Here is a 26,747-nt window from a genome sequence, read left to right on the forward strand (position 1 = left end):
GCCTTCAACTGGTCGCCGGAAGGCGTGGTCAACGAATACCTCAACGACTGCGAAGTGATCGAGGAAGGCGTGCTGAAATCGGTCTCGGCGATGGAATGGCTGGAGACGATCTATATCGACGGCATGCAGCTTGAGGCTTTCACCACCTCGGGCGGTCTGGGGACGATGTGCGAAACCTATGCCGACCGGATCGAGAACCTGGATTACAAGACGATGCGTTATCCGGGCCATGTGAAGCTGATGAATTTCTTCTTCCACGAGCTTCTGATGCGCGAGAACCGAGCCGAGGCCGGGCGGATCCTGACCAATGCCAAGCCCCCGGTCGATGAGGATGTGGTCTATGTCCATCTCGCCGCCGAAGGCTGGCAGGGCGGCCAGCTGCGCCGCAAGGAGTTCGTCCGCTCCTATTACCCGATCGAGATCGGCGGCAAGATGCGCACCGCGATTGCCTGGACGACCTCGGCCTCGGTGGTGGGCGTGATCGAGATGGTGCGCGGCGGCCACCTGCCGCAGCAGGGTTTCCTGAAGCAGGAGTCGATCCCGCTGGAGCCCTATCTGAAGACGCGGACCGGCAATTACTACTCCGTCGGCCACCGCAGCCGCCACGCCTGAGCGGTCTCGGGACGAAGGGCCTGACCGCCATCCGGTTCAGCACATTCCGGGCCGGGGCAGTCCCGTTTCGTTCTTCCCCGACTCGGATGCGCCTGCTACAGATGGGGGCATGACGCTTCACACCCCCAAGATAACGGGCGCGCAAGGCCGCCCGGTGATCCGGCAACTGGACGAGGCCGCGATCAACCGCATCGCTGCCGGCGAGGTTGTGGAACGCCCGGCCTCGGCGGTGAAGGAACTGGTGGAGAACGCGCTGGACGCGGGCGCCGCCCGCATCCAGATCGACATCGCCGATGGCGGCAAGACGCTGATCCGGGTGACGGATGACGGCTGCGGCATGACGGCTGAAGACCTGCCGCTGGCCCTCTCGCGGCATGCCACCTCGAAGATCGACGGATCGGACCTTCTCGACATCCGCAGCTTCGGTTTCCGGGGCGAGGCTTTGCCCTCGCTCGGCGCCGTGGGCCGGTTGACGATCACCTCCCGCGCCGAGGGCGAAGCCGCGCAGATCGGTTGCGAGGGCAGCCGGATTACCCCCATCCGCCCCGCTGCCCTGACCCGCGGCACGGTGGTCGAGTTGCGCGATCTGTTCTTCGCCACCCCGGCCCGGCTGAAGTTCCTCCGCTCCGACCGCGCCGAGATGCAGGCAGTGACGGAAGTCATCCGCCGCCTGGCGATGGCCGAGCCGCAGGTGGGCTTCACCCTGCGTGACGTTTCGGGGGGTGAGGCGCGGGTGCTGTTCCGGGCCGATCCGCAAAGCGGAGACCTGTTCGACGCGCTGCAATCCCGGCTGGCCACCGTCATCGGGCGCGACTTCACCGACAACGCCCTGCGGATCGACGCCGAACGCGAGGGGCTGCGCCTGCAAGGCTATGCCGCGCTGCCGACCTATTCCCGCGGCTCGTCGGCGCAGCAGTACCTCTTCGTCAACGGCCGCCCGGTGCTGGACCGGATGCTCTACGGCGCGCTGCGGGCGGCCTATTTCGACGTTCTCAGCCGAGACCGGCACCCCGCCGCTGTCCTGAACCTGATCGCCGACCCGCAGCGGGTGGACGTGAACGTGCACCCGGCCAAGGCCGAGGTCCGCTTCCGCGAGCCCGACGCCGCGCGCAGCCTGATCATCACCGCGCTGAAATCGGCGCTGACCGGCGCAGGCCACCGCGCCTCCTCCACCGTCAGCGCGGCGACCTTGCAGGCCTTCCGGCCCGAACCGGCCCGTGTCTACCAGATGGACCGCCCCAGCCAGCCCGCGCTGTCCCGCGCCTTCGCCTTCCAGTCGCCCGCGCCGGGCTTTGCCGAGGCGCCGATGGCCCCGGCCTTCGCCCCGGTCGAAACCGAAGAAGACCCGCAGTTCCCCTTGGGCGCCGCCCGGGCGCAGTTGCACGAGAACTGGATCGTCGCCCAGACCGCCACCGGCATCGTCATCGTCGACCAGCACGCCGCGCACGAACGCCTGGTCTACGAACGTCTGAAACGCCAGATGGCCGAAACCGGCATCCGCGCGCAGGCGCTGCTCATCCCGGAAATCGTGGACCTTTCCCCCACCGACGCCGCCCGCCTCCTCGACGCCGCCCCCGCGCTGGCCCGGATCGGCCTTGCCCTCGAACCCTTCGGCGGCAGCGCCATCGCCATCCGCGAGACCCCGGCGATCCTCGGCCCGGTCAACGGCGAAGCGCTTCTCCGCGACATCCTCGACGAACTCGCCGACGCCGGCGACAGCCAACTGGTGCAGGCGAGGATCGACGCCATCCTCTCCCGCATGGCCTGCCACGGCTCCGTCCGCTCCGGCCGCCAGATGCGCCCCGAGGAAATGAACGCCCTCCTGCGCGAGATGGAGGCGACGCCCTTGTCCGGCCAGTGCAACCACGGGCGGCCGACCTATGTGGAACTCAGCCTCCACGACATCGAACGCCTGTTCGGCCGCCGATGATCACGCTTTTCGGCCAGACCTACGCCTGGAACGCGCCGGAGATGCTCCTCCTCGGCGGGGCTGCGCTGGTCCTGCTCGGCTTCCTGATCCTCATCCTCCGCGCCGCCGCCCGCGCCTCCTCCACCGCCGAGCCGCTGCTGCGCGAGGTGTCGTGGCTCGCCTCCCGCGTCCAGACGCTGAACGACGGGCAGGAACGGCTGGCGGGCGGCCTGCACCATGTCTCCGAAACGCAGGCCGTCAGCCAGACCGCGATGCTTCAGGTGATGGAGCAACGCCTCGCCGAGGTGCAGCGCCAGATGACCGAGGCGCTGCACGGCACCTCCACAAGAACCGCCCGCAGCCTGGGGGAACTCCAGCAGCGGCTGGAAACCATCGACAAGGCGCAGGCCAATATCGAGAAGCTGTCGGGCAATGTCCTCTCCCTCCAGGACATCCTGTCGAACAAGCAGACGCGCGGGGCCTTCGGGGAAATCCAGCTCAACGACATCGTGCAGAAGGCCCTGCCGAAGGACGCCTATACGATGCAGGCCAAGCTCTCGAACGACCGGCGGGCCGATTGCCTGATCCACCTGCCCAATCCCCCCGGCCCCATCGTGATCGACGCCAAGTTCCCGCTGGAAGCCTACGAGGCCCTGCGCCGCGCCGACACCCCCCGCCTCGCGCAAGAGGCCGCGCAGCAGATGCGCGCCGCCGTCCGCAGCCATATCCGCGCCATCGCCGAGCGCTACATCGTCGAAGGCGAAACGGCGGATGGCGCGCTGATGTTCCTGCCCTCGGAAGCGGTCTATGCCGAGCTTCACGCCAATTTCCCCGACCTCGTGCGCGAAGGCTTCGCCGCGAAGGTCTGGATCGTCTCGCCCACCACCTGCATGGCGACGCTGAACACCATGCGCGCCGTGCTGAAGGACGCAAGGATGCGCGAACAGGCCGGGGCGATCCGCAAGGAGCTGTCGCTTCTCTACACCGATGTCGAACGCCTCGGCGCGCGGGTGGAAAACCTCGACCGCCACTTCGGCCAGGCGGCGAAGGATATCGAGGAGATCAAGATTTCCTCCGAAAAGGCCACCAAGCGCGCCCGGCGGCTGGACAATTTCGACTTCGAGGAACTGGCCCCGGACGCGGCGCCAAAGGTCATCGGCCCGACCGCGGCAGAGTGACTCGACCGATCCGCCGGAAAGGCGCAAGCTGGTCTGCATGGCGGAGGAGGACCCGGCCATGACCACCCAGCACGATCCGTTCCTTGCCCAAGAGCGTACTGCCTTCGATCCCGACGGACGGCAGGCGATGCAGGCCGCGGCGCACCATGCCATCGCCTTTCGCGACGGCGTTGACGGTGGCGCGGCCCGCCCCAAGCTGCGCCCGGCCGATCTGGTCGGCCGCTTCGACGGCCCGCTGCCCGAGACGGGCGAACCAGCCGCCTCCGTCATCGAAGCGCTGGTGCGGGACGCCGCCGACGGCATCCATCCCCATCCCTCGCCGCGCTTCTTCGGCTATGTCATCGGCGGGTCGATGCCGGTCGGCACGGCGGCGGATTTCCTGGTCTCGTCCTGGGGCCAGAATGCCGCCTCCTCCTGGGAAAGCCCCGCCGTCGCGGTGATCGAGCAAACCGTGTGCCGCTGGTGCCTCGATCTTCTCGGCCTGCCTGCCGACTGCGGCGTCGGTATCGTCACCGGCGCGACTCTGGCCAACACTCAAGGGATCATGGCAGCGCGCGATGCCCTCCTCGCCCGGCAGGGCTGGGATGCGGGCGAGCGGGGCCTCTTCGGCGCGCCGGAAATCCCGGTGCTGATCAATGCCGACGCCCATTCCGCGCCCGTCGCCGCGCTGCGCTATGCCGGGTTCGGCCCGGGTCGTGCGATCCGGCTGGAGACCGACGATCAGGGCCGCATCCGGCTGGATGCGCTGGAGCGGGCGCTGACCGCTTGCCCCAACCCGCCGCTCGTCGTCTTGCAGGCAGGACAGATCAACACCGGCGCTTCCGACCCTTTTGCCGAAGCCATCCCTGTGATCCACCGCCACCACGGCTGGGCGCATGTCGACGGCGCGTTCGGCCTTTGGCTCCACGCCGTCCCCGGCCTGCGTGACCGGCTGAAAGGGGTGGAGGCCGCCGACAGCTGGGCGGTCGACCTGCACAAATGGCTGAACGCCCCCTATGACGCGGGCCTTTCCATCACCCGCGACCGGGCGGCGCTGGTAGACGCGATGACCGCGCGCGGCGCCTATCTGCCAGAGCCCGGCAAGACCTGGGAGCCGAGCGATTCCACTCTGGAACTCAGCCGCCGCGCCCGCGGGGTGCCAAGCTATGCCATCCTGCGCCACCTCGGCGCGTCAGGGGTGCGCGACATGATCGCCCGCCATTGTGCGCTCGCCCGGTATCTGGCCGACCGGCTTGCGCGTGAGCCGGGGATCACCGTGTTGAACGAGGTCGTCAGCAATCAGGTCGCGCTGGCCTGCGCCGACGATGCCACGACGCAAAGGGTGCTGGACCGCATCCAGACCAGAGGCCGCGTCTACCCCAGTCACGGGCTCTGGCGCGGGCGCAAGATCATCCGCTGTTCGATCAGCAACCACGCCACCGACCGGGCCGATATCGACCTGCTGGTGGAGGAGTTGCTTGCCGCGCTGCGGGAACGATCCCCGTCCCGGGCTTGACCCGGGACCTCGTTTTCCCACAAGTTGTCCTCCTTCCCCCAAGCGCCGCACCCGTTGAACACGAGGTCCCGGGTCAAGCCCGGGAGGGGGGCAGAGGACTTCGCCGTCGGCATCGAGATTCTCACGGTTCCCCTCCCAATCGCACAGGATCGCGCCGGATGCCCACCTTGTCCCGCTCGCCCAGATCGCGGAACATCACCGTCGCGGCTGCCGGCTTTTCAGGGGCCGCCGAGCCATAGGACACCCATGATCCATCTCACCGCCAAGGACTATATCCGCCAGCCGTGGAAGAACGGGCGCGGCACGACTGTCGAATTGCTGCACCTCCGCGACCCCGCCAGCGGCGCCACGCTCCTCCGACTGTCGCGGGCCAGCGTGGTCGAGGACGGCCCCTTCTCGCTCTTCCCCGGCATCGAGCGGAACCTGACCGTCCTCTCCGGTCCCGGCTTCAGGTTGAGCGGGCCGGGCCTGGATCTCCGCTGCGACCCGCTGGTCTCGGTCGCCTTCCCCGGCGATGTGCAGGTCATGGCCAGCGAAACCGGCGGTCGTCAAAGCGACGATTTCAACGTGATGACCGCCCGCCATCTGCCCCGCCCCGAAGTGGTCGTGGCGCAGAACGACAGGTTCGATGGAGAGGGACGACTGGCGTTCTACGCTCTCGGCCCGTGCCGGGTGAACGATCAGTCCATGGCCCCGGATGATCTGATCCTGACCAGCGGACCGGCAAGCCTGACCGGCGAGGGTCGCGCAATCGTGGTCCGGTATTTCGAGGAATAGACAGGCGGGACTACGCCATGGATAGATAAATCCGAGAATTTTCTAGAAAATTCTTGGGCTGCGACCAACCGACCAAGCGCACCCGCCAGTCGGTCCGACGCTTCTCAAATCCGCAGGAAAGGCTGTGCCAGCCGCGGGATCAGCCCCCGGAACCGCAGCGGAGCATCGGTCGCCGCAAGGCAGATGCAATCCTGTCCGGCAAGAACCGTCGGCGTATGCTCGACGGTCTCATCCGAAATCTCCACGTCGCCGCGGGCAAAGCTCTGATCCTCATCGGCGAAGGCGCCTTGCAGGACCAGCGTCAGCTCCATCCCTTGATGGCCGTGGTCGGGCACGGCCCTCCCCGCCGGGATATACAGCAGCCGCGCCGTCGCGCTCCCACCAGTGGAGAGGATCGCCTGTCTGACGCCCCCGCCCACCCGCCGCCAGCGCACCGCATCGGGGCCGCCGCCCACATACGCGGCCAGCGGCGCGGGAAAGATGCCCGCCGGTTTCGGCGCTCCGGACCTTCCCTGCGGCAGGCCCTCGATCCGCGCCAGAGTCTGCGCCAGGGCATCCTCGCCCATCGCCGTCTCCCCGGCCTCTTCCAGAAGCGCGCCCCCCACCGCGTCGAAGGACCCCGCTTGCGCCCGGCAGTCGTCGCAGAGCGACAGATGCGTGGCCACGACCAGGCTGAAGGCTTCGGGCAGCTGACCGGCCGCATAGGCCATCAGCAGCTGGTCCGAAAGATGGTGGCGTATCGTCATTCGCGTCCTCGGTCCCTCAACCCATCTGGCGGCGCAGCTTCTCCAGCGCCAGCCGTATCCGTGATTTGATCGTCCCCAGCGGCAGCCCCGTCTCGGCCGCGATCTCGCTGTGCGAGAGGTCGCCGTAGAAGGCGCGCTCGATCAATGTCCGTTGCGGGGTGGGCAGCGCCCCCAGCGCGCGGACCAGCCGCTCCGTCTCTTCCTGCGCCGCCAGCGCCTCGGCCTGGTCGGGCGCGGGCTCCGGCCCCCAGTCCAGCTCTTCCGGCTCGGCCCGGCGGGCCTTTCGCAGCACGTCGATCCGCCGGTTGCGGGCGATGGTGTAGACCCAGGTTGCCACGCTGGCCCGCCCGGGGTCGAAGAGATGCGCCTTCTGCCACAGCACAGCCATCACATCCTGCGCGCATTCCTCGGCCAAGGCCGCCCCCGCGCCCGACTTCATCAGGAAAGCCTTCACCCGCGGCGCGAAATGCCGGAACAAGGCCGCAAAGGCCGCCCGGTCCCGGTCATCGCGCACCTTCGCCAGAAGGCCCGCCCAATCCGTCTCGTTGTCCGCCTTCGCCAACGGTGCTTTCCTTTTCCGCCGCGCTCCGACCTTCGCGGGCGCCATCCACAGGAACGGCCCGGCTTCCTCCGTCATAGCGGCTCTGCTGGCATCTAGCATCATGGCATTCGTTACGCGGGCAAGACCGGACCGGATCACCTGCCCCGAAACTTTCCCACCCCTCCGCCCGTATCTCTGCCGATGCGCCAGAACTGATCCGCCAGGCCCCCCGGCGCGTAATGCGTGAAAGTCCAGCACGGGAACCTGACATGCCCTTCGAGAACCTCGGCCCCGCCCCCCGCCGCATCGCCGTCATCGGCGGCGGCATCTCCGGCATGGCCGCCGCGCATCTCTTGGCCGAGCGACATTCCGTCGTCGTCTACGAAGCCGAACCCCGCCTTGGCGGCCATGCCCGCACCGTCCTCGCGGGGAAACGCCGCGACCAGCCGGTCGATACCGGCTTCATCGTCTTCAACCGGGTGAATTACCCGCACCTCACCCGGCTCTTCGACCGGCTGAATGTCCCCGTCACGACCAGCGCCATGTCCTTCGGCGCCTCGATCCGCGGCGGGGCGATGGAATACGGCCTCGCTTCCATCGACACGCTCTTCGCCCAGCGGCGGAACGCCTTCTCGCCCCGCTTCCTGCGGATGCTTTCCGACATCCTCCACTTCAACCGCAACGCCGAGGCCCTGGCCAGCGACCCCACCATGACCATCGCCGACCTGCTTTCCCGCCTCGGCACCGGCCCCTGGTTCCGCGACCATTACATCACCCCCTTTTCCGGCGCGATCTGGTCCACCCCCACCGCCGGCATTCTCGACTTCCCGGCGCAGGCGCTGGTCCGCTTCTTCCGCAACCACGCGCTGATGGACATCACTGGCCAGCACCAGTGGTTCACCGTGAAGGGCGGCTCCGTCGAATATGTCCGCCGACTGCAAGCCGCGATGGCCGCGCAGGGGGTGGATATCCGCACCGCCACCCCCGTCGCCTCGGTCCGGCGCGAGGCCGGGTCGGTCTTCCTCCGCGCCCATGGCTGCGAACCCGAGCTTTTCGACGACGTCGTCTTCGCCACCCATTCCGACATCACCCTGCGCCTTCTGCCCGACGCCACCCCCGCCGAAACCTCAGCCTTGTCGGCGATCCGCTTCCAGCCCAACGAAGCCGTGCTGCACGCCGACCCCGCGCTCATGCCGCGGTCGCGCAAGGTCTGGTCCTCCTGGTCCTATGTCGAGCCCGCCTCCGGTCCCGGCGACCGGATCGACCTGACCTACTGGATGAACTCGCTGCAACCGATCCCGCAGGACGACCCGCTTTTCGTCACGCTCAACTCCACGCGGCCGATCCGCGATGAGTTGATCCACGACCTCACCACCTTCCACCACCCGGTCTTCGATGTGGCCGCCTTCGCCGCGCAGGACCGGCTCCGGGCGATGAACGGCTCCCGCAATACCTGGTTTTGCGGTGCCTGGATGCGGAACGGCTTCCACGAGGACGGCTTCGCCTCGGCGGTGGAGGTTGTCGACGCCATGGCGGAACGCCAATCCCTGCGGCTGGTGGCGTGATGCCCGGCCTTGATCCCACCGTTCAGCGCATCCCGGCGGAAACCTTTCACGGCCGCAAGGGCGCAGTCCGGAACGCCTTCCGCTATTCGGTGGACTACCTGCTGCTCGACCCCGATCAGGCGGAAGGCCCCGCCCTCTTCTCCCGCAACCGCCGCAACCTCATGTCGCTGCAGGACGCCGACCACGGCGGCCCGCCGGGGCAGGGGCGTGGCGCGGACTGGGCGCGCGAGGTGCTGGCCGACCACCAGCTTCCCGCCGACCGCCTGCGCCTCCTCGCCCAGCCGCGCCTTCTGGGCCATGTCTTCAACCCGGTCAGCTTCTGGCTGGCGCATGATGCCACAGGCCAACTCCGCGCCGTCATCGCCGAGGTGACGAACACCTACGGGGACCGCCATTCCTATCTCTGCCACCGCCCCGACCGCGCGCCCATCACCCGTGAGGACACCATCCGCGCGCAGAAGATCTTCCACGTCTCGCCCTTCCAGCCGGTCGCCGGAACCTACGACTTCCGCTTCGACCTCCGGCCCGGCAGGATCGGCATCTGGATCGACTACACCACGCCGGGAGGCGGGCTTTTCACCAACCTGATCGGCCCCTGCCTGCCCCTCACCAACCGGGGCATCCTCGCCAGCACCCTCCGCCGCCCCTTCGGCTCGCGTCGCGTGCTGGCGCTGATCCACTGGCAGGCGCTGAAGCTCTGGCTGAAGCGGGTCGGGTTCAACCATCGCCCGGCGCCCCCCGCCGAAGACGTCTCGTGATGAGGGACTTCCGCGGCAAGACCTACTGGCTGGTCGGCGCGTCCGAGGGCCTGGGTCTCGCGCTCGCCCGGAAGCTCAGCGCCGCCGGGGTCCACCTCGTGCTCTCCGCCCGCAGGGCCGAGGCGCTAAAGCAAGCCGCCGCCAGCCTGCCCGGCCCCGCCACCATCCTGCCGCTGGATGTTTCCTCCACCGACAGCGTCACCGCCGCCGCCACGCAGCTGCCGAACCTCGACGGCATGGTCTTCCTCGCCGCCGTCTACCAGCCGATGCGCGCGCAGGACTGGGACGCGAAGGCCGCCGAGGCCATGGCCGACATCAACTTCACCGGCCTCGTCCGCACTCTCGGGGTGGCGCTTCCGCCCATGGTCGCCCGCAACCGGGGCCATATCGTCATCACCGGCTCGCTCTCCGGCTTCCGCGGCTTGCCCGGCGCGATCGGCTACGCCGCATCGAAGGCCGGAACCATGGTGCTGGCCGAATCGCTTTACGCCGATCTGCGCAAGACCGGCGTCACCGTGCAACTCGCCAATCCCGGCTTCATCCGCACCCGGCTGACCGAGAAGAACGACTTCGCGATGCCCTTCATTCTGGAGCCCGAAGCCACCGCCGAAATTCTGTTCCGCCACATGGCCCGGGGCGGCTTCAAGACCAGCTTCCCGACGCTCTTCTCATGGCTCTTCCGGGGCAGCCAGTTCATGCCCGACTGGCTCTATTACCGGATGTTTCCACCAAAATAGCCCTTCCTCTTGGCGAAAATGCTCAAGCGCCGCCCGCCGTCGGGATCATCGCCAGTCCCGGCGGACCCGGGCGAAACACCCTCTTGCCGCTTCAAGACCAGCCCTTTCCAAAAGGCCTCCCTCCCCCTCGTGGGAAGGGGTAGGGGCGGGGGCTCCCACGGCAGTCAGGACGAACAACCCGCGCCTCCCCGGACCTTTCGTCCGTCGGCCGTTCCGGCCTACACTTTCCCGCGCCGATGCCCACGGGTTGCCACCAAGATGCCAGACCTCCTGCAGTCCTTCGACTTCCTGCTTCTGCCCTGCCGCGACAATGCCGGGCCGGAGCATTGGCAAAGCCATTGGCAGGCGGCGCTTCCCAACATGACGCGGGTCCAGCAGGACGACTGGGTCTCGCCGAAGTTCGGCCCCTGGGCGGCGCGGCTTGACGACCATGTCGCCCGCGCCCGGCGGCCCGTCGTGCTGATCGCCCACAGCCTCGGGACCTCGCTTATCATGCATTGGGCGCGGACGGAGGATACCTCGCGCATCGCGGGCGCCTTCATGGTCGCCCCTTCCGACCGCGGCCCCGCCGACATCTGGCCCGAGGCCGCGGACAGCGGTTTCGCCCCGATGGTGTTGGAGCCCCTGCCGTTCCCCGCGATGGTCCTGGCCAGCCGCAACGACCCCTATGTTGCCTTCGACCGCGCCCAGCTCTTCGCCGCCGGCTGGAGGGCTACACTGGTCGACATGGGTCCGTCCGGCCATATGGGCAATGCGGCCAACCTGGGACTCTGGCCCGTGGGCCTCATCCACCTCGGCGCCTTCCTCGCGACGCTTTCAAGTCGCGCATGACCTGTAGGTCGGGCTTCAGCCCGACTCTCCGTCAGAACAGCCCGTCGCCGCCCTTGTCCTGCTCGACCACCTCGTCGGCCACCACGGCCGCCGCGCCGCCCACCAGCAGCGGCGCGCATCCCGCGACAGTCATCGCCAGAACCGCCGCCAGCATCGCCAGACCCGTTTTCCGCATCCTCTTCCCTCCCGTTGCAATCCTTGCCAAAGCGTTAACGTCCGCAGGCAAGCCCTTGATTCCGTTTAGACCAGAAAGCTGCCCGCGCGCGGGCAGCCCCTAGAACTCCACCCCCGGCTGGCCCTTGATGCCGGACCGGAACGGATGCTTGACCAAGGTCATCTCCGTCACCAGATCGGCGGCCTCGATCAGCTCTTCCTTCGCATTCCGCCCGGTCAGGACGACATGGGTCAGGGGCGGCTTCTCGGCCTTCAGGAAGTCCAGCACCTCACCCAGATCCAGATAGTCGTACCGCAGCGCGATGTTGATCTCGTCCAACAACACCATCCTGATCTCCGGGTTCCGGATCAGCTCCTTCGCCTTCTCCCACCCCGCCCTTGCGGCAGCGATGTCGCGGGTCTTGTCCTGCGTCTCCCAGGTGAAGCCCTCGCCCATCGAATAGAACTGGCAGAGGTCGCTGAAATGCCCGGTGATCAGCCGCCGCTCACCGGTATCCCAGGCCCCCTTGATGAACTGCACCACCGCGCAGGGCATCCCATGGGCGATCGAGCGCAGGATCATCCCGAAGCCGCTGGACGACTTCCCCTTGCCCGCCCCGGTGTGGACGATGATCAACCCCTTCTCACCCTCCTTCCCCGCCATGATCTTGTCCCGCGCGGCCTTCTTCTTCGCCATCTTATGGGCGTGGCGGGCCAGATCGTCGGTCTCGGGTGTCGCAACAGTCTCGGTCATGGTCGGTCGTGTCCTTGACAACGGGGGGGTGCTTGCCTCAGGTGGGCGGGCGCTGGTTCCTGTTTATGACAGGCGAAGAGGGAATGCGACAGGGGTGGAAATCCCTGCAGGCAGCCGCCCCCGCGACCGTGACCGGAGAGGTCCCAAGGCCACTGACCGCAGGGTCGGGAAGGCGGGGGCCGGTGGGCCCAGACTTTCGGCGTCCAGTATCCGCAAGCCGGGAGACCTGCCCGCGCAAGAGGATGAACCGGCGGACGGGGTGTGCCGCGACCGGGGGATGGGCGAAAGCGCCCGCTCTGGCCCTGCTCCCCCCACGCCATTGGAAGGCTTCGATGGGCGCGACCCTCTACGTCTGCACCACCTGCAAGGCCGGTCTGCCAGTGCCCGAGGGCGAGCTGCCCACCGGCCTGCGGCTCTATGCCGCCCTGAAGCATGCGGGCCCGCCCGAAGGGGTGCGCATCGTCGGCGTCGAATGCCTGTCGGCCTGCAACACCGGCTGCGCGGTTTCCCTGACGAAGCCCGGCGCCTGGTCCTATGTCTACGGCCGCCTGACCCTTGACGACGTCCCCGCGATCCTGGAAGGCGCGGGGAAATACGCGGCCACGGCGGACGGCATCGTCCCCTGGCGCGACCGCCCCACCGTCTTCCGCAAGCAGAGCATCGCCCGCATCCCGCCCCATCCGCCCCTAGAGGAGGCCGCCGAATGACCGACCTGACCAAAATCCCCGTGACCGTGATCACCGGCTTCCTGGGCTCGGGCAAGACCACGCTGATCCGCCATCTGATGCAGAACCCGCAGGGCAAGCGCCTGGCGATTCTGGTCAACGAATTCGGCACCGTGGGGGTGGACGGCGACATCCTGAAATCCTGCGCCGACGAGAATTGCCCGGTCGAGAACATCGTCGAGCTTGCCAACGGCTGCATCTGCTGCACCGTGGCCGACGATTTCATCCCGACCATCGAAAGCCTGATGGCCATGCCGCAGCGCCCCGACCATATCCTGATCGAGACCTCGGGCCTTGCCCTGCCGAAGCCGCTGCTGAAGGCCTTCGACTGGCCGGCGATCCGCAGCCGCATCACGGTGGACGGCGTGATCGCCCTTGCCGATGCCGAGGCGGTGGCGGCGGGGCGTTTTGCCCCCGACGTCGACGCGGTCGAGGCGCAACGCGCCGCCGATCCCTCGCTGGACCATGAAACCCCGCTCAGCGAGGTGTTCGAGGACCAGATCCTTTGCGCCGACCTGATCCTTCTGTCGAAGGCCGATCTCGCCGGGGATGCGGGCCTCGCGGCCGCCAAGGAGGTCATCACCGCCGAGCTGAACCGCCCGGTCCCGATGCTGCCGATGACCGAAGGCGTGATCGACCCGCGCGTGGTGCTGGGCCTTGCCGCCGCCGCCGAGGACGACCTCGCTTCGCGCCCCTCGCATCATGACGGGGCCGATGACCACGAGCATGACGATTTCGACTCGGTGGTGATCGACCTGCCCGAGCAGGCCGATCCCGAGACGCTGTCCGCCGCCATCCAGCGCCTCGCGCAAGAGCTGAACATCCTTCGCGTCAAGGGTCATGTCGCCGTCGCAGGCAAGCCCTTGCGCCTGCTGGTTCAGGCGGTGGGTGCCCGTGTCCGGACGCAATACGACCGCCCCTGGGGGCAGGAGCCGCGCCGGTCGCAGCTGGTGGTCATCGCCGAGCACGACGACATCGATGAAGCCGCGATCCGCAAGGTGCTGGGGGTCTGATCCGTGACGCGGCTCCGCACCACCCTTGGCCGTTTGGAGTCTCCCTCGCCCCTTCTTGGGAGAGGGCTGGGGTGGGGGAGCTGGCCCATCCTACGGTCGGGAGCCTGACCGATGCATGTCGTCTTCCGCGAAAGCCATGGGCTGGAAGAAACCGAGACCCCGTTCGACCTGGGCCAGGACCCGGCCGATCTGGTGGTGCTGTCCTTCTCGGACAGTGACCTCGGTGCTTTCGCGGCGGGCTACGAACGGATGCGCAGGGTCGGGGTGCAACCCACCGAAGGCACGGCGGGGCAAAGCCCCACCCTGCGGCTTGCCAATATCGTCGCGCTCAAGCACCCCGTTTCGGTCGACACCTATGCCGAGCGCACGCTTTCCGGCGCGAAGGCCATTCTCGTCCGTCTGATCGGGGGCGAGGCCTACTGGCCCTACGGTTTGGCCACGCTGCAGGATCTTGCCCGCCGCAATGGCACGGCGCTGGCGGTGCTGCCCGCTGACGGCAGGCCGGACGAAAGGCTGGACCAGCTTTCGACGCTGCCGGTCTCTACCCTTCGCCGGTTGCAGGCGCTGTGCGACGAGGGCGGGGCGGTCGCCGCCCATGCCGCGCTGGCGCAGCTGGCGCTGGCGGCGGGCCTCTATGTGCCGCCTGTGGTGGGCGACAAGACCGTGCCGCAGATGGGGTTCTACGATCCGGAGAAGGGGGTGATTCCCGCGCCGGATGCAGGGCAACCCCGTCCCGGGCTTGACCCGGGACCTCTTCCCGACACCGGCGCTCCCTTGGTAGGACGAGGTCCCGAGTCAAGCCCGGGACGGGGTTCCTGCGGATCGGCAGGGCAGAACGATAGCAACGCCGCAACCCGCGCCTCCCCTCCCCCCACGTGGGGAGGGGATGGGGGTGGGGGGCAGCCGGACAAAGGCCCCGTCCTCGTCACCTTCTACCGCAGCTACCTGACCTCCGGCGACACCGCCCCGATCGACGCGCTGATCCATGCGCTGCGCGCAGAGGGGTTCTCCGCCCATGGCGCCTTCGCTCCCAGCCTCAAGGCCCCCGGCGTGGCCGACTGGCTGACCGCGCATCTGTCGCAGCACCCGCCTGTCGCGGTGATCAACGCCACCGCCTTCTCCGCCCGGTCCGACGACGGCCAGACCCCTTTCGACGCGGCCTCCTGCCCGGTGTTCCAGGTCGCCCTTTCCGGTGCCCGCCGCCGTGACTGGCTGGCGTCGGACCGGGGCCTGTCGCCTGCCGACCTCGCCATGCATGTCGTCCTGCCCGAAGTGGACGGCCGTATCCTCGCGGGCCTGATCAGCCACAAGAGCCCCGGCAAGCGCCATCCTGATCTGCAATTCTCCCGCTTCGCCCATCACCCCGACGCAGACCGTATCCAGGCTGTGGTCCAGCGGGTGAACCACTGGCACCGCCTTGCCGCCACCCCCGCCGCCGGGCGCCAGCTGGCGGTCATCCTCTCTACCTATCCCGGCCGGGCGCACCAGATGGCCCATGCGGTCGGCCTCGACGCCCTGGCCTCGACCGAGGCGCTTCTTGCCACCCTCGCCGCCGAGGGCTACGGCACCGTCGAAGGCACGCCCCTGCCAGGGGCGCTGGCCGAAACCCTGGCTTGGCCGCTGACCGACTATCTTTCTGCGCTGGAAACCCTGCCCGAGACGCTGCACCGGGACCTCGCCGAAGCCTGGGGCGACCCCGCCGCCGACCCTGTGGTCAAGGATGGCGCCTTCCACTTCCCCGCCACCCGGCGCGGCCATGTCCTTGTTGCCCTGCAGCCCGAACGCGGCGAGGTCCAGACGCGGGACAGCGACTACCACGACCTCTCCCGCACCCCGCGCCATGCCTATGTCGCCTTCTATCTCTGGCTTCGGTCGCAGGGGCTGCACGCCCTGGTCCACATGGGCGCGCATGGCACGCTGGAATGGCTGCCCGGCAAATCCGTGGCCCTGTCAGAGACCTGCTGGCCCGAGGCATTGATCGGCCCGCTGCCGGTCATCTATCCCTTCATCGTCAACGACCCGGGCGAGGCCGCGCAAGCCAAGCGCCGGATCGGGGCGGTGACGCTGGGCCACCTGCCGCCGCCGATGCAGGCCAGCGCGGTGCCGGCGGAACTCCTCCGTCTTGAACGCCTGCTGGATGAATATTCCACCGCCGACGGGTTGGACCCCGCCCGCCGCGGCCGGTTGATCGCCAGCATCCGTGACGAGGCCGCCGCGTCGGGCGTCGCCGCCGACCTTGGGCTGTCTGCCAACGCCACCCCCGCCGAGGCGATCACCCGGATCGACCGCTTCGTCTGCGACCTGAAGGAAAGCCAGTTTGGCCACGGCCTGCATGTCTTCGGCAATGGCGAGGGCGAACGTGCGGGGCTGCTCACCGCGCTGAACGGCCAGAAGGTCGCCCCCGGGCCTGCGGGGTCTCCCAACCGCGGCCGCAGCGACGTGCTGCCCACAGGGCGGAACCTGTTCTCTGTCGACCCGCGCGCCGTTCCCTCGCGCAATGCCCAAGCGCAGGGGGTGAAGCTGGCCGAGGAACTGGTGCGCCGCCACCTGCAGGACCATGGCGACTACCCGCGCGGGCTGGTGGTCGATCTCTGGGGCAGCGCCACCATGCGCACGGCGGGCGAGGAATTCGCCATGGCGCTGCACCTCGCGGGCCTCGCGCCGACCTGGGACGAGGGGTCCGCCCGCGTCTCCGGTTTCGAGGTGCTGCCGCTTGCCCTGCTGGGGCGGCCGCGGATCGATGTCACCCTCCGCGTCTCGGGCCTCTTCCGCGACGTCTTCCCCGGCCTTGCGCAACTCTTCGAGGCGGGGGCCGAGGCGCTGGCCAGCCGTGACGAAAGCCCGGAGGACAACCCCTACACCACCCGGCTGGCGCGGGTTTTCGGCCCGAAACCCGGCCTCTACGGGTTGGGCATGGGCACCGCCGCCGACAGCTTCACCGAGGACGCCCGACAAGCGGCCGGAGAAGCCTGGCTCGACGCCTCAAGCTGGGCCATCGGCCCCGACGGCCAGTCGACCGAGGCGCGCGCCGCGCTGGAGACCCGTGTCCTGTCGGCGGAAGCCTTCGTCCACGCCCAGGACCTGCCGGAAACCGATGTCCTGATCGCCGCCGACTATGCCGCGCACGAGGCGGGCTTCGCCGCGGCCGTGGCGAAGTTGGGCGGATCGAAGCCCACCCTCTACCACCTCGACGCCACAAGGCCGGACAGCCCCCATGCCCGGACGCTGACCGAGGAGATCGCCCGCGTCGTCCGCGCCCGCGCCGCCAACCCCGACTGGGCGCAAGGCATGATGAACCACGGCTTCCGCGGCGGAGCCGAGATTGCCGCCACGCTCGACCATATGGCCGCCTTCGCCCATCTCGCGCAGGTGGTGCCGCCGCATCTTTTCGACCTCTACCACGAGGCGACGCTCGGCCGCGATGACGTCCGCGACTTCCTTGCGCGCGAGAACCCCGCCGCCCTGCAAGCGATGGAAGACCTCTTCCGCCGCCTGCGCGACGCCGGTCTCTGGCAGACCCGCCGCAACTCCATCGCCGCAAGGCTGGATGGTGCAGCATGATCTTTGCCTTTCACATTTGTCCAAATATCCCCGCCGGAGGCACCGCCGAGGTTCTGCGCGTTCTTCACGCGCAGGGCCGAGACCATAGGCTTGCGGCGCAGCCGCTCGATTCAACAGCCGCCCCGACCCGAGGTCGCTCCGCATGACCGCCTGGGAGATCAAGGGCTGGTGCCCCGGCGCGCTTCGGCCCATGCAATCCGGCGACGGCCTCGTCGTCCGCATCCGTCCGCCGCTCGGCCGGTTGACACCCGCGCAGGCGCAGGCTGTCGCGCAGGCGGCGGAAGCCCATGGCAATGGCATCATCGACCTCTCCGCCCGCGCCAACCTGCAACTGCGCGGCGTGACCGGGGCCAGCCATGGCCCGCTGATCGACGACCTCCGCGCGCAAGGGCTGATCGACCCGGATATCGAGACCGAGTCGCTGCGGAACCTGATCGTCACCCCGTTCCGCAGCGTGTCCTTCGCTTCGGAACGTCCCCCCGCCCCACCCCTCCCCCACGCGGGAGGGAGGGAGACGACCACGCCGACTATTGCAACCGACGCCACCACTCCGCGCCTCCCCTCCCCCTCGAGGGGACAGGTCAGCGGTGGGGGGCACGACGCCGGTCAAGCGCATGACAACACAGACTTGCTGGCCGCTACCCTCACCGCCGCCCTCGCAAAGATGCCGCGCCTTCCCGGCAAGTTCGGTTTCGCGCTGGACACCGGCCCGCGCCCTGTCCTCAGCGGCGCCTCGGTCGACATCCGTGTCGAGCGCGCCGCCGATGGAAGCCCGATCCTGCGCCCCGAGGGTCATCCGCTTGGCCAGCCCGTCACCGACCTCGCCCGCGATGCCATTGCCATGGCCGAATGGTTCGTCGCCAACGGGGGCGTCAGCAATGGCCGGGGCCGCATGGCCGCGCTCATCGCCAAGGGCATCGTCCCTCCTGGCTGCACCACTGCCCCCGCTGCGCCGCTGCCAAGGCCGACCCCCGGCCTCTGCCCGGACGGCGCCCTCGTCGCCCTTGCCTTCGGCCAGATGCGGGCGGAAACGCTTAAGGCCCTCGCCGCGCTTGGCCATGAAATCCGCCCGACCCCCTGGCGGATGCTGCTCCTCGTGGGCGCGACCAGCCTTCCGGCGATCCCCAATGTGATCACCGATCCCGCAGACCCGATTCTTCGCGTCACCGCCTGCACCGGGGCGCCCGGCTGCCCGCAGGCCTTGGGCGACACGAGACACCTCGCGCGTCAGCTTGCCCCGCATGTCGCCGCGGGCCAGACCCTGCACCTCTCCGGCTGCGCCAAGGGCTGCGCCCATCCCGGCCCGGCACCTCTCACCCTCACCGCCACCGGGCAGGGCTATGACCTGATCCGGAACGGCTCCGCCTCCGACACTCCCAGCCTGACGGGCCTGACCCCGCAGGCGATTCTGAACCACCTGAAAGTCCCCGATGCCCCACCTTTATGAAACCGACGGCGCTGCGATCTACCTGCAAAGCTTCGCCATGATCCGGGCCGAGGCCGACCTCGCCCGCTTCACGCCCGAGGAGGAAATCGTCGCCGTCCGCATGATCCACGCCGCCGGAATGGTGGAGCTTGCGCCGCACATCCGCTTCACCCCCGGCATGGCCATCGCCGCGCGGGCCGCGCTGGAAGACGGCGCGCCCATCCTCTGCGATGCGCGGATGGTCAGCGAGGGCATCACCCGCGCCCGCCTGCCGCGGAACAACGACGTGATCTGCACCCTGCACGATCCGCAGGTTCCGGCGCTGGCGAAAGAGATGGCAAACACCCGCTCCGCCGCCGCGCTGGAACTCTGGCGCCCGCATTTGCAAGGTGCCATCGTCGCCATCGGCAACGCCCCCACCGCGCTCTTCCACCTGTTGAACATGCTGGAAGACCCCGCCTGCCCGCGCCCCGCCGCGATCATCGGCTGCCCGGTCGGCTTCGTCGGCGCGGCGGAATCGAAGGACGCGCTGATGGCTGCGCACCCGGTCCCCAGCCTGATCGTCCAGGGTCGCCTCGGCGGGTCGGCGATCACCGTGGCCGCCGTCAACGCCCTCGCCAGCCGGAAGGAATGACCATGGGCCGCGTGATCTGTGCGGGCCTCGGCCCCGGCGACCCCGACCTGATGAGCCTCCGCGCCGCCCGTGCCATCGGCGAGGCCCGCCATGTCGCCTATTTCCGCAAGGCGGGCCGGGCGGGCCAGGCGCGGCGGATCGTGGAAGGGATGCTGAGCCCGACCGCCACCGAATACCCGATGGAATATCCGGTCACGACCGAACTTCCCTTCGACAGCCCGGACTACACCCAGGCGCTGGCGCATTTCTACGGCGACTGGGCCGACCGCCTCGCCACGCTGGCTGCCACGGATGACGTCCTCGTCCTTTGCGAGGGCGATCCGTTCTTCTACGGCTCGTTCATGCACCTGCATTCCCGCCTGCAAGGCCGCGTTCCGGTCGAGGTGATCCCCGGCATCACCGGCATGACCGGCTGCTGGAATGCCACCGGCACGCCGATCACCTGGGGCGACGATGTGCTGACCGTGCTGATGGGCACCCTGCCCGAGGAGGACCTGGTCCGGCACATGGAACAGGCCGACGCGCTGGTCGTCATGAAGACCGGGCGCAACCTGCCCCGCGTCCGCCGGGCGCTGGAGCGGGCCGGGCGGCTTGACAGCGCCTGGCTGGTGGAGCGTGGCACCATGCCGGGCCAGCGCGTTGCCCGCCTCAGCGATGTCGAGGACCACGACTGTCCCTATTTCGCCATCGTCCTCGTCCACGGCCATGGCCGCCGCCCGGAGATCGCGGAGTGAGCGGCTGGCTCGCCATCGCGGGCCTCGGGCCGGGGGATGACCGGCTGGTGACGCCCGAGGTCGCGGGGGCCCTGTCCCAGGCGACTGATGTGGTGGGCTACATCCCCTATGTCGCGCGTGTCGCGCCGCGACCGGGCCTGACGCTTCACCCCTCCGACAACCGTGTGGAGCTTGACCGCGCCCGCGCCGCGCTGGAGATGGCCGCTGAAGGCAGGCGCGTCGTGGTGGTGTCGTCAGGCGACCCCGGCGTCTTCGCCATGGCCTCCGCCGTCTTCGAGGCGCTGGAGGGCCGCCCGGACTGGCAGGCGCTCGACATCCGCGTGCTGCCCGGCATCACCGCGATGCTTGCGGCAGCGGCGGCTGCGGGCGCCCCCCTGGGCCACGATTTCTGCTGCATCAACCTCTCCGACAACCTGAAGCCCTGGGAGGTGATCGAGACCCGCCTCCGCCACGCCGCCCGCGCCGATTTCGCTATGGCTTTCTACAACCCCCGATCCGCCAGCCGCCCCGAAGGGTTCGTGAAAGCGCTGGCCGTGCTGCGCGAGGAATGTGGGCCGGGGCGGCTGATCACCTTCGCCCGCGCCGTCTCCACCCCCGAGCAACGCATTGTCACCGTCACGCTGGGCGAAGCCACGCCCGAGATGGCCGACATGCGCACCGTGGTCATTGTGGGAAACTCCGCCACCCGCCGGGTCGGACCTTGGGTTTATTCTCCCCGGAGCGCGCGATGAATCCGGGTCCCCTCGTCGCGCACTTCGTGTCCTCCTCGGAAGCTTGCGAGGAGTGCACGAAGTGCTCGACGAGCCTTCGCCTAGAGATCCAGCCAGGCCATGACCTCGGCCACAGTCCGCGCCACCCTTCGCTCCGGCACCTGTGGCCGGTCGATCAGCACCACCGGCAGCCCCAGCTCCCGCGCGGCGGTCAGCTTGGCCTCGGCCCCCGCGCCGCCGGCGTTCTTGGCGACGATCATCTCGATCCGGTGATCCCGCAGAAGCGCCCGGTCGCCTTCCACCGTGAAGGGCCCACGGGCGATGACCGCCTCGGCATCGGGCAGGGGCAGCGCCTCGGTCGGCGGATCGACCAGCCGCAGCAGGTAATGATGCTGTGGAGCCGCCGCGAAGGCGGAGAGGTTCTGCCGACCGATCGCCAGGAACACCCGGCGCGGGGCCTGTCCCAGCGCGGCGACGGCGGCGGGAAGGTCGGGGACATGGGTCCAGAGGTCGCCCTTGTCGGCCTGCCATGGCTCCCGCTCCAGCGCGATCAGGGGAGTGCCGGTTGCGGCACAAGCTGCCACCGCGTTCCGGCTCATCTGCGCCGCGAAAGGGTGGGTCGCGTCGATCAGATGGGTGATGCCCTCGGCCCGAAGATAACCCGCCAGCCCCGCCACACCTCCGAACCCGCCGGTGCGGACGGGCAGCGGCTGCGCGACCGGAGCCTCGGTCCGGCCCGCATAGGAATAGACCGCATCAGCCCCTGCCTCGGCCAAGGCGCGGGCCATGCGGGCGGCCTCGGTGGTGCCGCCGAGGAGAAGGATGCGGGGCATGGCTGATCCCTGGCTCACGATCATCGGTCTGGGCGAGGATGGACTGGCGGCGCTCATGCCCGCAAGCCATCGTGCGATCACGAAGTCTGTGGCCGTTTTTGGCGGCCCGCGACATCTTGCATATGTCGATGTCGGACGAAAGGCACACCCTTGGCCTGTCCCCTTTGACCCTACCTCTGTTCTTGCGTTCCGCGGCCAGCCCACTGTCGTCCTCGCCTCGGGTGACCCGTTCTGGTTCGGTGCAGGCGGCAGCCTGATGGCGCATCTTTCCCCCGGCGAATGGGTTTCACATCCCGCCCCCTCCACCTTCCAGTTGGCGGCCAACCGGCTTGGCTGGCGGCTGGAGGAGACGCTCTGCCTCGGCCTCCACGCCGCGCCCTTCGCCCGCCTGCGCCCCGTGCTGGGCCGGGGCGTCCGCGCGATCTGCACGGTCCGCGACGGGGCTGCGGTGGGTGACCTTGCCAGTTGGCTGACGGCGAACGGCCACCCCAATGCCCGGCTGACCATTCTTGAACGCCTCGGCGGTCCCCACGAACGCATCCGACAAGTAACCGGCCATCCGCCACCAGACATCGCCGCCCCGGTCGCCCTTGCCATCGAGGGCCGGGACCCCGGCCTGCCACAAGCCTCCGGCCTGCCGGACGACCTTTTCCAGCACGACGGTCAGCTCACCAAGCGTCCCGTCCGGGCGCTGACGCTCTCCGCCCTCGCCCCCCGCCCTGGCGAGACGCTCTGGGACATCGGCGCGGGCTCCGGGTCCATCGGGATCGAATGGCTCCTCGCCGGGGGCGCCCGCGTCGAGGCGCTGGAGGCCGACCCAACCCGCGCCGCCCGTGCGCGCGGGAATGTGGAAAGCTTTGGCCTCGCCCACCGCCACCGTCTGCACGAGGCCCGCGCGCCCGAGGGGCTGGAAGGCCTGCCCGCCCCCGACGCCGTCTTCATCGGCGGCGGCGCCTCGCATGATTTGCTCTCCCGGCTCTGGGACCTGATTCCGCCCGGAACCCGCCTTGTCATGAACGCCGTGACGCTGGAAACCGAGGCGTTGGTGCTGGACTGGTCCTCCCGCCACGGCGGAAGCCTGCTGAAGATCGAGCTTTCCGAACCCGCCGCCCTTGGCGCTAAGCGCGGCTGGAAATCCGCCCTGCCGATCCTGCAATGGAGCACCACCCGATGATCGTTGCGGGCTTCGGGCTTCGGTCGGGGGCGACCCTTGCCGCGCTTCAGGACGCGCTGGCGAAAGCCGGGGGGCCGGAGGGCGTGACGCATCTGGCGACACTGGCAGCGAAGGCCGAGGGATTGCGACCCCTGTCGCAGGCACTGGACCTGCCGGTCCTGCCGCTGGTAGCGGAGGCCCTGCACGGTATCCCGACGCTCACCCGTTCCGACCGCATCGAGGCGCTGTTCGGCACCGGCTCGCTGGCCGAGGCGGCTGCGCTGGCCGCAGCGGGGCCGGGCGCGCGCCTGAGGGCACCGCGAGCGGTATCGGCGGACGGAACGGCGACGGCGGCGATTGCGGAGGGGTCTGGATGAAGAGCCTCCGGCGGGGATATTTGGGCCAATGTGAAAGGGCAGGGGTGCGCCCTTGCGAGGAGAAGCGATGACCGTCCATTTCATCGGTGCCGGACCCGGCGCGCCGGACCTGCTGACGCTGCGGGGCCGCGATCTGATCGCCGCCTCGCCGGTCTGTCTTTATGCGGGCTCGCTGGTGCCCGAAGGCGTGCTCACGCATTGCCCGCCCGGCTGCCGCATCGTGAACACCGCGCCGCTGTCGCTGGACGAGATCGTCGCGGAAATCCAGACCGCCCATGCCGCCGGGCAGGACGTGGCGCGGCTCCATTCCGGCGACCTCTCGGTCTGGTCCGCGATGGGCGAGCAGCTGCGCCGCCTGCGCGACCTTGGCATCCCCTATGACGTGACGCCCGGCGTGCCCTCCTTCGCGGCGGCGGCGGCGGCGCTGGGGGTAGAACTGACGCTGCCCGGCTTGGCGCAATCGGTGGTGCTGACCCGCACCGAAGGCCGGGCGACGCAGATGCCCGCGCGCGAGACCCTGCCCGCCTTTGCCGCCACAGGGGCGACGCTGGCGCTGCATCTCTCGATCCACCTGATCGACAAGCTGGTGGCCGAACTGACCCCGCATTACGGGGCCGACTGTCCGGTGGCGGTGGTCTGGCGTGCGTCATGGCCCGACCAGCGGATCATCCGGGCGACCCTTGCCACGCTTGCCGCCAGCGTTCCGCCCGAGGTCGAGCGCACGGCGCTGATCCTCGTCGGGCCCGCGCTGGCGCAGGACGGGTTCGAGGTAAGCCGCCTCTACGCCGGGGACTATGACCGCCGCTACCGCCCCGTCGGCACCCACCCGCGCTTTCCGGGGACGGGCAGGTGACGCCCCGTTCTGCTCCACCGGGCCTGATCATCGCCGCCCCGGCCTCGGGCACCGGCAAGACCACGGTCATGCTGGGGCTTCTGGCCGCGCTGCGGGACAGGGGGTTGGTGGTGCAGCCCTTCAAGAACGGGCCGGATTACATCGACCCGGCCTTCCACCGCGTCGCGTCGGGGCGGGAATCGGTGAACCTCGACACCTGGGCGATGGGGCCTGGGATGCTGGCGGGGCTGGCATCCACGGGGCAGGGGTCTGATCTGGTGCTGGCGGAAGGCTCGATGGGCCTTTTCGACGGGGTCGCGCGCAAGGGAGCGACGGGCACCGGCGCCGGAGCGGACCTTGCCGCGCTGATGGGCTGGCCGGTGGTGCTGGTGATCGACGCCTCCGGCCAGGCGCAGACGGCGGCGGCGGTGGCGCTGGGGCTGGCGCGGTTCCGGTCGGATGTGCAGGTCGCAGGGGTGATCGTGAACCGTGTCGCCTCGCCCCGGCACGAGGCGCTGGTCCGCGCGGGCATGGCCGAGGCGGGCCTGCCGGTGCTGGGCGTCCTGCCGAAGCGCGGGGCCATCGCCATGCCGGAACGCCATCTGGGACTGGTGCAGGCCGAGGAACAGCCCGCCCTGCAGGCGCTGATCTCCGACGCCGGCCAGCTTGTGCGCGAGAATGTCGATCTCGACGCCCTGATCGCCGCCGCCGCCAGCACGGCCACCCCCGCAGCGCCGCCAAGGATCACGCCCCCCGGCCAGCGCATCGCCCTTGCCCGCGATGCCGCGTTTTCCTTCGTCTATCCGCATCTGTTGCAGGGCTGGCGCGCGGCGGGGGCCGAGGTCATCCCCTTCTCGCCGCTGGCAGACCAGCCCCCCGATCCGTCCGCCGATGTCTGCTGGCTGCCGGGCGGCTACCCGGAACTGCATGGGGCGACGCTTGCCCAAGCGCACCGCTTCCGGTCCGGGCTCCGGGCCTTTGCCGAAACGAAGCCCGTCCATGGCGAATGCGGGGGCTACATGGCGATGGGCGAGGCGATCATCGACAAGGAGGGCATCCGCCACCCGATGACCGGTCTGCTGGGGCTGGTGACGAGCTACGAGAAGCGGAAGATGCACCTCGGCTACCGCAGCGCTGTGTTGCGACAGGCGATTCCCGGTCATGTCACGGGCGGTGCGCTCCGGGGGCACGAGTTCCACTATTCCACGATAGTCACCCAGCCCGACGCACCCTTGGCCGATGTCACCGACGCCAATGGCGACCCCGTGCCGGAGACCGGCAGCACTCGACTCCAGCCGGGGGGCGGGCTATCGACCGGCACCTTTTTCCATCTGATCGCGGGCGCATCATGACCGGCAGCACCAAGGGCCATGTCACCTTCGTCTCCGCTGGTCCCGGCGACCCGGATCTGTTGACCGTCAAGGCGGTGAAAGCATTGGCCGCCGCCGATGCCGTGCTTTACGACGACCTCTCCTCCGGCCCCATCCTGGCGCTGGCGCGGCCCGGCGCGGATATGGTGGGCGTGGGCAAGCGGGCGGGCCGCGCCTCGCCCAAGCAGGACCATGTCAGCCGCTTGCTGGTGGACTATGCGCTGGCCGGGGCCAATGTCGTGCGGCTGAAATCGGGCGACAGCGGCATCTTCGGGCGGCTGGAGGAAGAGCTGACCGCCGTCCGAGCCGCCGGGGTTTCCTGCGAGATCATCCCCGGCGTGACCTCGGCCGCCGCCGCCGCCGCCGCCGCGGGCATCCCCCTGACCCGCCGCCAGCACGCCCAGCGGATCCAGTTCATCACCGCCGCCGATGTGACCGGCGACCTGCCGCCCGGCCTGAACATCCCGGCGCTGGCCGACCCGCAGGCGACCACCGTGATCTACATGGGCAAGCGCACCTTCCCCGCGCTGGCGCAGCTGCTGGTCGCCGCGGGCCTGTCGCCCGATACCCCCGCGCTCCTGGCCGAAGCCGTCTCTACACCCGAGCAATACCTCCATCGCTCGACCATCGCCGAACTGGCACGCGAGCTTGCCGAGGAACGTTCGCCCCGCCCCGGCCTGATCATCCTGGGTGCGCTGGCCGAGGGGACGCCGTGATCGTCACGCTCTGCGCCAGCTGCGCGCTGGGGCGCTCCGGCTTTGCCACACCTCTGCAGACGGCGCTGACCGCCGAAGGCCTGACCGCCCGGGTCGCCACCGTCGACTGCATGTCCGGCTGCACCCGTCCCTCGACCTGCGCCTTCCGCGCGCCCGGCAAGACCGCCTATCTCTTCGGCGACCTCACCGCCGACGACCTGCCCGACCTCCTGACCTTCGCCCGGCACTATGCCGCCTCGCCCGACGGCAACCTGCCCGATGCGCGAGTGATCGGTGGCCTGCGGATGAAGGCCATCGCCCGTATTCCGGGCTGACTCGTCGCATTCCGCCCGAGAGGGGCGCAAATCGCCTTGACCCGCGCCCCCGGCTGATGGCAACTGAAGCGGCATGGTGTCCAACATGGCGCAAAGCGTCCGGACTGAAACGGGAATGGGAAGGGGTGTACCGTGAACGGCGCCCTGAACCCGACCGCCCCCGCGACTGTATGCGGCGAGCGGCTTTCCATCGGCCACTGGTCCCTTCGGGGACTGGGAAGGCGGAAAGCAGGCTGCGACCCGCGAGTCAGGAGACCGGCCAGGCGAGAGGTAACCCGAACTGCCGTCGGGTG

Annotated in this window: 27 protein-coding genes and 2 riboswitches; of the genes, 22 read left to right on the plus strand and 5 right to left on the minus strand. The window is 69.3% G+C overall.

Translation table 11 applies throughout. The annotated features are described in order from the left end of the window. The 5 genes from V7Q39_RS03980 to V7Q39_RS04000 all read left to right on the plus strand — a co-directional run. Positions 1-612, plus strand: a 612-nt coding sequence (locus V7Q39_RS03980) for a saccharopine dehydrogenase family protein (protein WP_333815152.1), incomplete at its 5' end; no start/stop codon positions are given. Between the two features lie 109 nt (positions 613-721). Next, complete coding sequence (mutL, locus tag V7Q39_RS03985; RefSeq protein WP_333815154.1) at positions 722-2,542, plus strand: DNA mismatch repair endonuclease MutL; 1,821 nt, start codon at positions 722-724, stop codon at positions 2,540-2,542. Continuing rightward, positions 2,539-3,699: a DNA recombination protein RmuC gene (locus tag V7Q39_RS03990; protein WP_333815156.1), complete on the plus strand. Its 1,161-nt coding sequence runs from the start codon at positions 2,539-2,541 to the stop codon at positions 3,697-3,699. The genes mutL and V7Q39_RS03990 overlap by 4 nt, the downstream gene beginning before the upstream one ends. Before the next feature lie 58 nt (positions 3,700-3,757). Continuing rightward, on the plus strand, positions 3,758-5,194 hold the full coding sequence (locus V7Q39_RS03995) for a pyridoxal phosphate-dependent decarboxylase family protein (protein ID WP_333815158.1): 1,437 nt from the start codon (positions 3,758-3,760) through the stop codon (positions 5,192-5,194). A 246-nt stretch (positions 5,195-5,440) separates the two neighbouring features. Continuing rightward, positions 5,441-5,971 (plus strand): HutD/Ves family protein, encoded by a 531-nt coding sequence (locus V7Q39_RS04000; RefSeq protein ID WP_333815160.1) that lies wholly within the window; start codon positions 5,441-5,443, stop codon positions 5,969-5,971. Positions 5,972-6,075: 104 nt separating this feature from the next. On the opposite strand, the gene V7Q39_RS04005 is transcribed toward V7Q39_RS04000, so the two are convergent. Both V7Q39_RS04005 and V7Q39_RS04010 read right to left on the minus strand, forming a co-directional pair. Continuing rightward, positions 6,076-6,717: a ChrR family anti-sigma-E factor gene (locus tag V7Q39_RS04005; protein WP_333815162.1), complete on the minus strand. Its 642-nt coding sequence runs from the start codon at positions 6,715-6,717 to the stop codon at positions 6,076-6,078. A 16-nt stretch (positions 6,718-6,733) separates the two neighbouring features. After that, on the minus strand, positions 6,734-7,279 hold the full coding sequence (locus tag V7Q39_RS04010) for a sigma-70 family RNA polymerase sigma factor (protein WP_333815164.1): 546 nt from the start codon (positions 7,277-7,279) through the stop codon (positions 6,734-6,736). Positions 7,280-7,527: 248 nt separating this feature from the next. Here V7Q39_RS04010 and V7Q39_RS04015 point away from each other — a divergent pair, with 248 nt between their 5' ends. From V7Q39_RS04015 to V7Q39_RS04030, 4 genes are all read left to right on the plus strand, one after another. Continuing rightward, on the plus strand, positions 7,528-8,823 hold the full coding sequence (locus V7Q39_RS04015; protein ID WP_333815166.1) for an NAD(P)/FAD-dependent oxidoreductase: 1,296 nt from the start codon (positions 7,528-7,530) through the stop codon (positions 8,821-8,823). Then, a complete protein-coding gene (locus V7Q39_RS04020) occupies positions 8,823-9,581 on the plus strand; it encodes a DUF1365 domain-containing protein (RefSeq protein WP_333815168.1) in 759 nt (252 codons plus the stop codon). The genes V7Q39_RS04015 and V7Q39_RS04020 overlap by 1 nt, the downstream gene beginning before the upstream one ends. Continuing rightward, positions 9,581-10,318, plus strand: coding sequence for an SDR family NAD(P)-dependent oxidoreductase (locus V7Q39_RS04025; RefSeq protein ID WP_333815170.1), 738 nt, complete (start codon positions 9,581-9,583; stop codon positions 10,316-10,318). The genes V7Q39_RS04020 and V7Q39_RS04025 overlap by 1 nt, the downstream gene beginning before the upstream one ends. A gap of 258 nt (positions 10,319-10,576) precedes the next feature. Beyond that, complete coding sequence (locus V7Q39_RS04030; RefSeq protein WP_333815171.1) at positions 10,577-11,149, plus strand: RBBP9/YdeN family alpha/beta hydrolase; 573 nt, start codon at positions 10,577-10,579, stop codon at positions 11,147-11,149. 31 nt (positions 11,150-11,180) lie between these two features. Here the strand turns inward: V7Q39_RS04030 and V7Q39_RS04035 are convergent, their stop codons facing one another. Then, complete coding sequence (locus V7Q39_RS04035; RefSeq protein WP_333815172.1) at positions 11,181-11,324, minus strand: hypothetical protein; 144 nt, start codon at positions 11,322-11,324, stop codon at positions 11,181-11,183. 99 nt (positions 11,325-11,423) lie between these two features. Then, entirely contained in the window at positions 11,424-12,056 is a 633-nt protein-coding gene (cobO, locus tag V7Q39_RS04040) for a cob(I)yrinic acid a,c-diamide adenosyltransferase (protein WP_333815173.1), read from the minus strand. Between the two features lie 36 nt (positions 12,057-12,092). After that, positions 12,093-12,304: riboswitch (cobalamin riboswitch) on the plus strand. Positions 12,305-12,388: 84 nt separating this feature from the next. Between cobO and V7Q39_RS04045 the strand changes: the two genes are divergently transcribed. The 7 genes from V7Q39_RS04045 to cobJ all read left to right on the plus strand — a co-directional run bounded on the left by V7Q39_RS04045 (position 12,389) and on the right by cobJ (position 20,880). Continuing rightward, positions 12,389-12,763, plus strand: coding sequence for a DUF1636 domain-containing protein (locus V7Q39_RS04045; protein ID WP_333815174.1), 375 nt, complete (start codon positions 12,389-12,391; stop codon positions 12,761-12,763). Further along, the gene (gene cobW, locus V7Q39_RS04050) at positions 12,760-13,794 is read left to right on the plus strand and encodes a cobalamin biosynthesis protein CobW (RefSeq protein ID WP_333815175.1); all 1,035 of its coding nucleotides are present in this window, start codon (positions 12,760-12,762) and stop codon (positions 13,792-13,794) included. Before V7Q39_RS04045 ends, cobW begins: the two co-directional genes overlap by 4 nt. A gap of 111 nt (positions 13,795-13,905) precedes the next feature. Beyond that, a complete protein-coding gene (cobN, locus tag V7Q39_RS04055; RefSeq protein ID WP_333815176.1) occupies positions 13,906-17,355 on the plus strand; it encodes a cobaltochelatase subunit CobN in 3,450 nt (1,149 codons plus the stop codon). A gap of 142 nt (positions 17,356-17,497) precedes the next feature. After that, the gene (locus V7Q39_RS04060; RefSeq protein ID WP_333815178.1) at positions 17,498-18,802 is read left to right on the plus strand and encodes a precorrin-3B synthase; all 1,305 of its coding nucleotides are present in this window, start codon (positions 17,498-17,500) and stop codon (positions 18,800-18,802) included. Further along, a complete protein-coding gene (locus V7Q39_RS04065) occupies positions 18,786-19,415 on the plus strand; it encodes a precorrin-8X methylmutase (RefSeq protein ID WP_333815180.1) in 630 nt (209 codons plus the stop codon). Before V7Q39_RS04060 ends, V7Q39_RS04065 begins: the two co-directional genes overlap by 17 nt. A gap of 2 nt (positions 19,416-19,417) precedes the next feature. Beyond that, positions 19,418-20,149 carry a precorrin-2 C(20)-methyltransferase gene (locus V7Q39_RS04070; RefSeq protein ID WP_333815182.1) on the plus strand — a complete coding sequence of 244 codons (732 nt, stop codon included), beginning with the start codon at positions 19,418-19,420 and terminating at the stop codon, positions 20,147-20,149. Next, complete coding sequence (cobJ, locus tag V7Q39_RS04075) at positions 20,146-20,880, plus strand: precorrin-3B C(17)-methyltransferase (RefSeq protein WP_333815183.1); 735 nt, start codon at positions 20,146-20,148, stop codon at positions 20,878-20,880. The genes V7Q39_RS04070 and cobJ overlap by 4 nt, the downstream gene beginning before the upstream one ends. A gap of 80 nt (positions 20,881-20,960) precedes the next feature. On the opposite strand, the gene V7Q39_RS04080 is transcribed toward cobJ, so the two are convergent. Then, a complete protein-coding gene (locus tag V7Q39_RS04080) occupies positions 20,961-21,692 on the minus strand; it encodes a cobalt-precorrin-6A reductase (protein WP_333815185.1) in 732 nt (243 codons plus the stop codon). Between V7Q39_RS04080 and cbiE the strand changes: the two genes are divergently transcribed. The 6 genes from cbiE (at position 21,691) to V7Q39_RS04110 (ending at position 26,454) form a co-directional block, all read left to right on the plus strand. After that, positions 21,691-22,866: a precorrin-6y C5,15-methyltransferase (decarboxylating) subunit CbiE gene (cbiE, locus tag V7Q39_RS04085; protein ID WP_333815186.1), complete on the plus strand. Its 1,176-nt coding sequence runs from the start codon at positions 21,691-21,693 to the stop codon at positions 22,864-22,866. The two genes, V7Q39_RS04080 and cbiE, sit on opposite strands and share 2 nt — an antisense overlap. Next, positions 22,863-23,222: a cobalamin biosynthesis protein gene (locus V7Q39_RS04090; RefSeq protein ID WP_333815188.1), complete on the plus strand. Its 360-nt coding sequence runs from the start codon at positions 22,863-22,865 to the stop codon at positions 23,220-23,222. The genes cbiE and V7Q39_RS04090 overlap by 4 nt, the downstream gene beginning before the upstream one ends. Positions 23,223-23,289: 67 nt before the next feature. Continuing rightward, positions 23,290-24,075 carry a precorrin-4 C(11)-methyltransferase gene (cobM, locus tag V7Q39_RS04095; protein WP_333815190.1) on the plus strand — a complete coding sequence of 262 codons (786 nt, stop codon included), beginning with the start codon at positions 23,290-23,292 and terminating at the stop codon, positions 24,073-24,075. Next, positions 24,072-25,406: a cobyrinate a,c-diamide synthase gene (locus tag V7Q39_RS04100; protein WP_333815192.1), complete on the plus strand. Its 1,335-nt coding sequence runs from the start codon at positions 24,072-24,074 to the stop codon at positions 25,404-25,406. The genes cobM and V7Q39_RS04100 overlap by 4 nt, the downstream gene beginning before the upstream one ends. Then, a complete protein-coding gene (gene cobA, locus V7Q39_RS04105; RefSeq protein ID WP_333815193.1) occupies positions 25,403-26,140 on the plus strand; it encodes a uroporphyrinogen-III C-methyltransferase in 738 nt (245 codons plus the stop codon). Before V7Q39_RS04100 ends, cobA begins: the two co-directional genes overlap by 4 nt. Then, positions 26,137-26,454 (plus strand): DUF1636 domain-containing protein, encoded by a 318-nt coding sequence (locus V7Q39_RS04110; RefSeq protein WP_333815194.1) that lies wholly within the window; start codon positions 26,137-26,139, stop codon positions 26,452-26,454. Before cobA ends, V7Q39_RS04110 begins: the two co-directional genes overlap by 4 nt. A 57-nt stretch (positions 26,455-26,511) precedes the next feature. After that, positions 26,512-26,732: riboswitch (cobalamin riboswitch) on the plus strand. Positions 26,733-26,747 lie beyond the last annotated feature (15 nt).

Source organism: Tabrizicola sp., assembly GCF_036781545.1.
Lineage (GTDB): Bacteria > Pseudomonadota > Alphaproteobacteria > Rhodobacterales > Rhodobacteraceae > Tabrizicola.

Coding starts and splice junctions, on each gene's coding strand:
- mutL (WP_333815154.1), top strand. CDS start 722: ATGACGCTTCACACCCCCAAGATAACGGGCGCGCAAGGCCGCCCGGTG.
- V7Q39_RS03990 (WP_333815156.1), top strand. CDS start 2,539: ATGATCACGCTTTTCGGCCAGACCTACGCCTGGAACGCGCCGGAGATG.
- V7Q39_RS03995 (WP_333815158.1), top strand. CDS start 3,758: ATGACCACCCAGCACGATCCGTTCCTTGCCCAAGAGCGTACTGCCTTC.
- V7Q39_RS04000 (WP_333815160.1), top strand. CDS start 5,441: ATGATCCATCTCACCGCCAAGGACTATATCCGCCAGCCGTGGAAGAAC.
- V7Q39_RS04005 (WP_333815162.1), bottom strand. CDS start 6,717: ATGACGATACGCCACCATCTTTCGGACCAGCTGCTGATGGCCTATGCG.
- V7Q39_RS04015 (WP_333815166.1), top strand. CDS start 7,528: ATGCCCTTCGAGAACCTCGGCCCCGCCCCCCGCCGCATCGCCGTCATC.
- V7Q39_RS04020 (WP_333815168.1), top strand. CDS start 8,823: ATGCCCGGCCTTGATCCCACCGTTCAGCGCATCCCGGCGGAAACCTTT.
- V7Q39_RS04025 (WP_333815170.1), top strand. CDS start 9,581: ATGAGGGACTTCCGCGGCAAGACCTACTGGCTGGTCGGCGCGTCCGAG.
- V7Q39_RS04030 (WP_333815171.1), top strand. CDS start 10,577: ATGCCAGACCTCCTGCAGTCCTTCGACTTCCTGCTTCTGCCCTGCCGC.
- V7Q39_RS04035 (WP_333815172.1), bottom strand. CDS start 11,324: ATGCGGAAAACGGGTCTGGCGATGCTGGCGGCGGTTCTGGCGATGACT.
- cobO (WP_333815173.1), bottom strand. CDS start 12,056: ATGACCGAGACTGTTGCGACACCCGAGACCGACGATCTGGCCCGCCAC.
- V7Q39_RS04045 (WP_333815174.1), top strand. CDS start 12,389: ATGGGCGCGACCCTCTACGTCTGCACCACCTGCAAGGCCGGTCTGCCA.
- cobW (WP_333815175.1), top strand. CDS start 12,760: ATGACCGACCTGACCAAAATCCCCGTGACCGTGATCACCGGCTTCCTG.
- cobN (WP_333815176.1), top strand. CDS start 13,906: ATGCATGTCGTCTTCCGCGAAAGCCATGGGCTGGAAGAAACCGAGACC.
- V7Q39_RS04060 (WP_333815178.1), top strand. CDS start 17,498: ATGACCGCCTGGGAGATCAAGGGCTGGTGCCCCGGCGCGCTTCGGCCC.
- V7Q39_RS04065 (WP_333815180.1), top strand. CDS start 18,786: ATGCCCCACCTTTATGAAACCGACGGCGCTGCGATCTACCTGCAAAGC.
- V7Q39_RS04070 (WP_333815182.1), top strand. CDS start 19,418: ATGGGCCGCGTGATCTGTGCGGGCCTCGGCCCCGGCGACCCCGACCTG.
- cbiE (WP_333815186.1), top strand. CDS start 21,691: ATGGCTGATCCCTGGCTCACGATCATCGGTCTGGGCGAGGATGGACTG.
- V7Q39_RS04080 (WP_333815185.1), bottom strand. CDS start 21,692: ATGCCCCGCATCCTTCTCCTCGGCGGCACCACCGAGGCCGCCCGCATG.
- V7Q39_RS04090 (WP_333815188.1), top strand. CDS start 22,863: ATGATCGTTGCGGGCTTCGGGCTTCGGTCGGGGGCGACCCTTGCCGCG.
- cobM (WP_333815190.1), top strand. CDS start 23,290: ATGACCGTCCATTTCATCGGTGCCGGACCCGGCGCGCCGGACCTGCTG.
- cobA (WP_333815193.1), top strand. CDS start 25,403: ATGACCGGCAGCACCAAGGGCCATGTCACCTTCGTCTCCGCTGGTCCC.